Here is a 6,000-nt window from a genome sequence, read left to right as displayed (position 1 = left end):
TCGCCCCCGCCGCCCCTACCCGTCCCGTCCCTGGGGGCTGCCGCCCCCAGACCCCCGCTGTCGGCCTGAACGGCCTCGTCCTCAAACGCCGGACGGGCTGAATACGCCGGCCGGGCGCCTGGAAGCCAAGCCTCCACCGGGAAGCCAAGCCCCCACCGGGAAGCCAAGCCCCCACCGGAAGCCAAGCCCCCACCTGGAAGCCAAGCCCCCAGCAGGTGGGTGGGGGTTCAGGATGGTCGTCGTTTCGTCCTCGAACGCTGGACGGGCTGAATTGCACCGGCCGGCGTTGAAAATCCAGCCCCTCCGGCGTTTGAGGAGCGGGGGTCTGGGGGCGGAGCCCCCAGGGGCGCGTACCCCCGCGGTGGGATGGCGTCTACTCGGCGGAGCCGTTGCGGACCCGGTCCCGGCGGCGCAGCAGGAGCAGTCCGCCTGCGACGGCGGTGATGCCCGCGGCGGCGGACCAGCCGACGATGTCGTTGGAGCCCGTGGCGGCGAGGTCCCCCTCGGAGGCAGAGGCAGAGGCAGAGGCAGAGGCGGAGGCGGAGGCGGAAGCCGTGGTCGTCGTCTGCGGGCGGGGGTCCGAGGCGGGGGCGGAGGCGGACGAGGACGCCGTCGCCGACGGGGCGGCGCTCGGAGACGCCGACGTGTCCTTCGCCTTGTCCCGCGTGAACGCCAGCGTGCCGAAGCCGAGTTGGTCGTAGCCGCCGCTGTTGGGGCCGTAGTCTCCGCCGCCACCCTCGGGTGCGGACTTGGCCGCGATCTGGGTGAGGTAGGACGCGGACAGGCCCCGTCGCTTGGTGTAGTGGTTGGCGATCATCGCCCAGATGGGGCGGGTCATGGCCGGGTCGACAGCCGCGGCCTCGGTCACCGTCTCCCGCCCCGACCAGCCGGCGATCGCGCCCTTGGCACGGGTGTTGGGGGTGAACGGCACGTCCCCGCCCATGGCCCACTTGGCCACGTACTGCGCGCCCTTGAGGAAGCGGCTGTCGTCGTAGCCGTACAGGTCGATGCCCTGGTTCCAGGCCATCTCGCAGAACGTGCCCATCAGGCCGACGCCGAGCAGCGCGTGCCCCTGGTCGCGGCCGGCCTCCAGCCATTCGGCGAGTCCGTCGTCGTACACGACGGGTATGGCCTTCTTGATCGAGCCGAGGCCCTCGCCGTGCTTGAAGTAGTCGACGGCGCGGGCGACTTGGGCCTTGTCGTCGCAGAAGATGCCGGTGGCCAGGACGCAGGCCATCGCGGTGAGGTCCCAGTTGGTCCAGTAGTTGGAGACGACCGAGTCGTTGTGCTTGACCAGGAAGCTGTCGCTGAGCGGTGCGAAGACCTTGCTCAGCATCTCCTGGAAGCGGCCGAGCTCGAAGTCGGGGTGGTCACGGACGAGTTCGGCGGCGTTGGCGATCTGGTAGCCGTACAGACCGGCGGCCAGGAAGCGGTCGGCGTTGCCGGCGAGTGAAGTGAGCTTGGCCGACCAGGCGTTGAGGATCGCGACCGCGGTGTCGGCGTGGGCGCTGTCGCCGCTGACGTGGTAGCGCAGGCCGTTCTGGTAGGCGGCGTGGACGTCGTTGTACAGGGTCACGTAGTTCTGGCCGGTGCCTCCGCGGACGACGGTGGCCTGCGGGTTGGCCGTCCAGCCGCTCTGCGCATGGCGGTTGGCGGTCAGCTTGGCGAAGCCGGCCGTGTAGGGGGCGGCCCCCGCCTTCACTTTCGCGGCCATGCGGCTCAGGTCGGCGCTGGTGTGCAGCAGGCCGGGGTGCGCGTAGGCGGTGCCTGCCGCGGCGGCGGGGGTGGTGGTGACGGAGGCTGCGGCGGTCGTGGCTATTCCTACGGCTCCGGCTGCCTTGAGCATGCTGCGGCGGCTGATCTGTGAAGTCACGTGCGTCATTCCTCGCGTGCCTGTGGACAGGGGACGGGGAGGAGACGCGAGAGTGGGGCGGGCGATAACAGAAAGCCGACCCGTGGTCGTGAGGAGCCGTGCCGATGACCGTCCGCAGGATCGTCCCGAACATCCAGGTCGCGTCCGAGGAGGCGATGGGCACGAGCCGTGACTTCTACGGTCTGCTCGGCTTCGAGGAGGTCATGCACATGGGCTGGGTGATGACGCTTGCCTCGCCCGCCAACCCCACCGCCCAGGTCAGCCTGTTCACCGAGGAACGCACCGGGCCCGTCGTCCCCGACCTGAGCGTGGAGGTCGAGGACGTCGACGCGGTGTACGCCGAGGTGGTGCGCTCCGGTGCGGAGGTCGTACGGGAGCTGCGGGACGAGGAGTGGGGCGTACGACGGTTCTTCGTACGGGACCCGAACGGGCGGGTGGTGAACGTGCTGACGCACCGGGCCGCTCAGGACGGCACGTGAATGACCAGCCGTGCCTGCTTGCCGGCGAACGCGCTGCGCAGGTGTCGTGTCTCGCGGTCCCGGCGGGTGAAGATGCCCTGCTTGTCGACGTGGACGATCACCACGTCGTGGCTGTCGATCACGTCCGAGATGCCGCCGACCTGGAGGGTGTCGCGCAGTGCCTCGGTGTTCCGGCCGAACCACTCCGGCAGCCCGAGGGGCTCGGTGAGGGCGTCCCAGAACTGTTCGAGGGTGTCGAAGGGGCGGCCCCGCAGGTCCACCACGAGCTCGGTCGGCGTGGTCTTCGGCATCGCCGGAGCGTAGCGGGCACCGCTTCGGCCGGGCGACGGAACAACGGGCCCTGCCCGCTCAGGCGTTCCGGTCCGCCACCGCCCACGACGCCAGTGCCACGGCGCCCGCCACGGTGAACACGGCCGGCCAGGCGCCCACCTTCTTGGCCAGCGGGTGGGATCCGGCGAAGGCGGCGACGTAGGCCACGGTCAGGGCGCCCGCTGCCTTCCCGCCGGCCCGCTGCCGCCACTGCTGCGCGGCAGCGGCCCCGGCGACGGCCAGTACGGCCCCGCCCAGCTGCCGCTTCCTGGTCCAGCGGGCCACGCCGTAGCCGCCGACGAGACCGCTCGCCGCGACCACCGCGCTGGGAACCTTCGCCATGTCTGCCTCCTGCCGCTCGGACATCGACCGATGGGCCGAGGCTAGCTCTCGGCACCCTCACGACCCTGAACCTGAGTCGAGGACTGTCAAGCCTCCGGCTCCGCGGCGGACCGGTTCCGCTTCCGTGCCTCCGCCCTGGCCCGGAGCTCCGACGCGTACCCCGAGGAGACCCCGAGACCGGCGGCGGCGAGGGCACAGCCCAGGGCGACGGGATTGACGTAGGCGGGGACGTGTTCGGTGGTGTAGCTCCCGCCGCCCTGCGTCTCGCACGCGAACCCGAGGGGGACGAAGCTCACCGAGTAGTCGACGATCCCGGCGCCGCCCCTCTCGCGCTCCGGCCAGCCCGCCGTACGGCAGGGCCGGATCGGTGCCGAGTCCGTGCCGCCGTCCTCCGCCTCCATCACCGCGCCGGCGACGTGCAGCAGCCCCCACGCGTACGCGGCGGCCGCGACGGCCCCCGCGAGGACGGCGAGCCGGCGGAGCCTGATGGGGAGGTTCTTCCGCATCGCGGCCCCGATCTGATCGACTTGGATCCGCAGAGTCCAACAGGACGGATCCCGTACGGCTGTGGCGGAGCCCACAGTTCCGGCAACAGGACCGTCACAGCCCGAGGAGGGCACGGCCGGTTGACCCACCCCACCACCCACCTCACCACCCCCGACGGCACCCGCATCGCCTACCGCGACCGCACCCCGCCGCACCCCGCGTCCAAGCCCCCCGTACTGCTCCTCCACGGCCTGGCGGGCCACCTCGGCGAATGGGACGACCTGGCGGACCGCCTGCTGTCGGCCGGCCGCCGTGTGGTGGCGTACGACGCCCGCGGTCACGGCGCGAGCACCCGCCGCCCGCCGACGGTGACGCGGGCCGCCCATGTCGAGGACGCCGTAAGCCTGGTGGACGAGCTCGGGCTGGCCCCCGTGACCGTCGTAGGCCAGTCCCTCGGCGGTCATACGGCGATGCTGCTGGCGGCGGCCCACCCCGCCCTGGTGCGGTCCCTGGTCCTGATCGAGGCGGGTCCGGCGGGCCCGAGCCCGGAACTCCCCGCCGTGATCGCGGCCTGGCTGGACAGCTGGCCGACGGCGTTCGCGTCCCTGGAGGAGGCGACGGCCTTCCTGGGGCACGAGGCGTGGGCCCGAGGGCTGGAGGAACGGGACGGCAGCTGGCACCCGCGCTTCGACCGGGGGACGATGATCGAGACGATGGCGGAGCCGGCGACGGCCGCCCACTGGTCGGAGTGGTCGCGGATCCGCTGCCCGACGCTCCTGGTCCGCGGGGCCTCCGGAACCGTGCTCCCGACCGAGGCGGCCGACATGCTGACCCGCCGCCCGGACACACGGCAGGCTGTCATCCCGGACGCCGCGCACGACGTACACCTGGACCGGCCGGACCAACTGCACGCGGCGATCGAGGAGTTCGACGCCGGCGAGTGAGGAGGAGCGAGGCATGCACGTCTTCCTGGAGACCGGGCGCCTGGTGCTGAGGGCGTTCACCGAGGCCGAATCCGACGTCGAGCACGTGTACGCCCTGGACAACGATCCCGAGGTCATGCGCTACCTCAACGGCGGCAGGCCGACGCCCCTCGAAGCGATCCGGACCCGGACCCTGCCCGCCTTCCTCCACGACTACCCCGGCCTCGGAACCCGCGGCTTCTGGGCCGCCGAGAAGAAGACCGACGGCACCTTCCTGGGCTGGTTCGAGCTCCGCCCCCTCGACGAGCACAGCGTCGCCGTCGTCGAACTGGGCTACCGCCTGAACAAGGCCGCCTGGGGGAAGGGATATGCCACGGAAGGCTCACGCGCCCTGATCGACAAGGCGTTCACCGACCTGGGGGTGGAACACATCACCGCCAACACGATGACGGTCAACGCGGGCTCCCGGAGGGTCATGGAGAAGGCGGGCCTGACATATCTCCGGACCTACACCAGCACCTGGTCGGAGCGGGTCGAGGGCTGCGAGCACGGCGAGGTCGAGTACGTCCTCACCCAGTCGGACTGGGAGAACGGGAGGAAGCAATGATCGCGCGAGTAGCCGTATGGGAGCCCATGCCCGACGACGACCGGGACTGGGTCCTGGAAGCGGCCGCCGGCGTCCCCGGAGTCCACGCCGCGTACCACCTCGTGGACCCGGCCACCGGGAACGGCCTGTCCATCGCCTTCTTCGAGGACGAAGCGGCCGCCGAGGCCGCCCGCCAGGCCATCGTGAAGCGTGCGGGGGAGATCGGCTGGCACGACGTACCTCACCAGTCCCCGGCGGCGGAGACGATCTACCAGGTCATGCGCCACACGTAACGCCCAAGTCGGCGGCCCACGAAGGAAATTGGGTCGGCCTGGCAGCACGGCCGAAGCTACGCTCGACGCAGTCACCCCGCCGAAGAGCCGAAGAGCCGAATAGCCGAAGAGGGGGCAACGACATGAACCTCCGCCCCCTCCTCTACCTCGACGTGGACGGCCCGCTCAACCCCTACGCCGCGAAGCCCGAGCGCCGCCCGGCGGGCTACTCGACCCACCGTATGAAGCCCGAGGGCTGGCTGGCCCAGCACCCCGGCATGCCACGGGCCTACGTCAAGCCGCTGCGGGTCTGGCTCAACGCCGGCCACGGCCGTGAACTCCGCGAGCTGGCCGACCTGTACGACCTGGTCTGGGCGACCACCTGGGGCGTCGAGGCGAACACCTTCATCGCCCCCGTCCTCGGCCTCCCGGACCTCCCCGTCGTCGACTGGCCCACCATGCTTGGCACCGGCCCGTCCGGCACCTTCTGGAAGACCCGCTACCTCGTCGCCCACGCCGCGGGCCGACCCTTCGCCTGGGTCGACGACGAACTCGACGACACGGACCGGGAGTTCGTCGCCAAGCACCACGACGGACCGGCACTGCTCCACTGGGTCGACCCTCGACTGGGTTTGCGGGGCGCGGACTTCGCAGCCCTCGACGCCTTCGCACGCACTCTGTGACGTCGCAAACGGCGTATGGCTCAACGCTTCGGTGCCGCCGTTCGACG

General features: G+C 71.4%; 9 protein-coding genes. 5 read left to right on the top strand and 4 right to left on the bottom strand.

Translation table 11 applies throughout. The features are described 5' to 3' along the window. Window positions 1–373: 373 nt before the first annotated feature. A complete protein-coding gene (locus tag IG08_RS0115385) occupies window positions 374–1,882 on the bottom strand; it encodes an alginate lyase family protein (protein WP_234342883.1) in 1,509 nt (502 codons plus the stop codon). 95 nt (window positions 1,883–1,977) lie between these two features. Between IG08_RS0115385 and IG08_RS0115380 the strand changes: the two genes are divergently transcribed. Next, on the top strand, window positions 1,978–2,352 hold the full coding sequence (locus tag IG08_RS0115380; RefSeq protein ID WP_030601465.1) for a VOC family protein: 375 nt from the start codon (window positions 1,978–1,980) through the stop codon (window positions 2,350–2,352). On the opposite strand, the gene IG08_RS0115375 is transcribed toward IG08_RS0115380, so the two are convergent. The 3 genes from IG08_RS0115375 to IG08_RS0115365 all read right to left on the bottom strand — a co-directional run bounded on the left by IG08_RS0115375 (window position 2,337) and on the right by IG08_RS0115365 (window position 3,509). Next, on the bottom strand, window positions 2,337–2,642 hold the full coding sequence (locus IG08_RS0115375; protein WP_030601461.1) for a barstar family protein: 306 nt from the start codon (window positions 2,640–2,642) through the stop codon (window positions 2,337–2,339). The genes IG08_RS0115380 and IG08_RS0115375 overlap by 16 nt on opposite strands. 58 nt (window positions 2,643–2,700) lie before the next feature. Continuing rightward, window positions 2,701–3,003 (bottom strand): hypothetical protein, encoded by a 303-nt coding sequence (locus IG08_RS0115370; RefSeq protein WP_030601459.1) that lies wholly within the window; start codon window positions 3,001–3,003, stop codon window positions 2,701–2,703. Between the two features lie 86 nt (window positions 3,004–3,089). Beyond that, window positions 3,090–3,509, bottom strand: a complete 420-nt coding sequence (locus IG08_RS0115365) for a hypothetical protein (protein ID WP_043454306.1) — start codon at window positions 3,507–3,509, stop codon at window positions 3,090–3,092. Between the two features lie 120 nt (window positions 3,510–3,629). Here IG08_RS0115365 and IG08_RS0115360 point away from each other — a divergent pair, with 120 nt between their 5' ends. The 4 genes from IG08_RS0115360 (at window position 3,630) to IG08_RS0115345 (ending at window position 5,953) form a co-directional block, all read left to right on the top strand. Further along, window positions 3,630–4,433, top strand: a complete 804-nt coding sequence (locus IG08_RS0115360; RefSeq protein WP_030601455.1) for an alpha/beta fold hydrolase — start codon at window positions 3,630–3,632, stop codon at window positions 4,431–4,433. Window positions 4,434–4,446: 13 nt separating this feature from the next. After that, the gene (locus IG08_RS0115355) at window positions 4,447–5,019 is read left to right on the top strand and encodes a GNAT family N-acetyltransferase (protein ID WP_030601452.1); all 573 of its coding nucleotides are present in this window, start codon (window positions 4,447–4,449) and stop codon (window positions 5,017–5,019) included. Continuing rightward, window positions 5,016–5,291 carry a hypothetical protein gene (locus tag IG08_RS0115350; protein WP_030601449.1) on the top strand — a complete coding sequence of 92 codons (276 nt, stop codon included), beginning with the start codon at window positions 5,016–5,018 and terminating at the stop codon, window positions 5,289–5,291. Before IG08_RS0115355 ends, IG08_RS0115350 begins: the two co-directional genes overlap by 4 nt. A 122-nt stretch (window positions 5,292–5,413) precedes the next feature. Beyond that, complete coding sequence (locus IG08_RS0115345; protein WP_030601447.1) at window positions 5,414–5,953, top strand: HAD domain-containing protein; 540 nt, start codon at window positions 5,414–5,416, stop codon at window positions 5,951–5,953. Window positions 5,954–6,000 lie beyond the last annotated feature (47 nt).

This window comes from Streptomyces fulvoviolaceus, from assembly GCF_000718165.1.
Lineage (GTDB): Bacteria > Actinomycetota > Actinomycetes > Streptomycetales > Streptomycetaceae > Streptomyces > Streptomyces fulvoviolaceus.
Note: the sequence above shows the minus strand (reverse complement) of the source record. Positions and strands in the feature narration are given on the sequence as shown.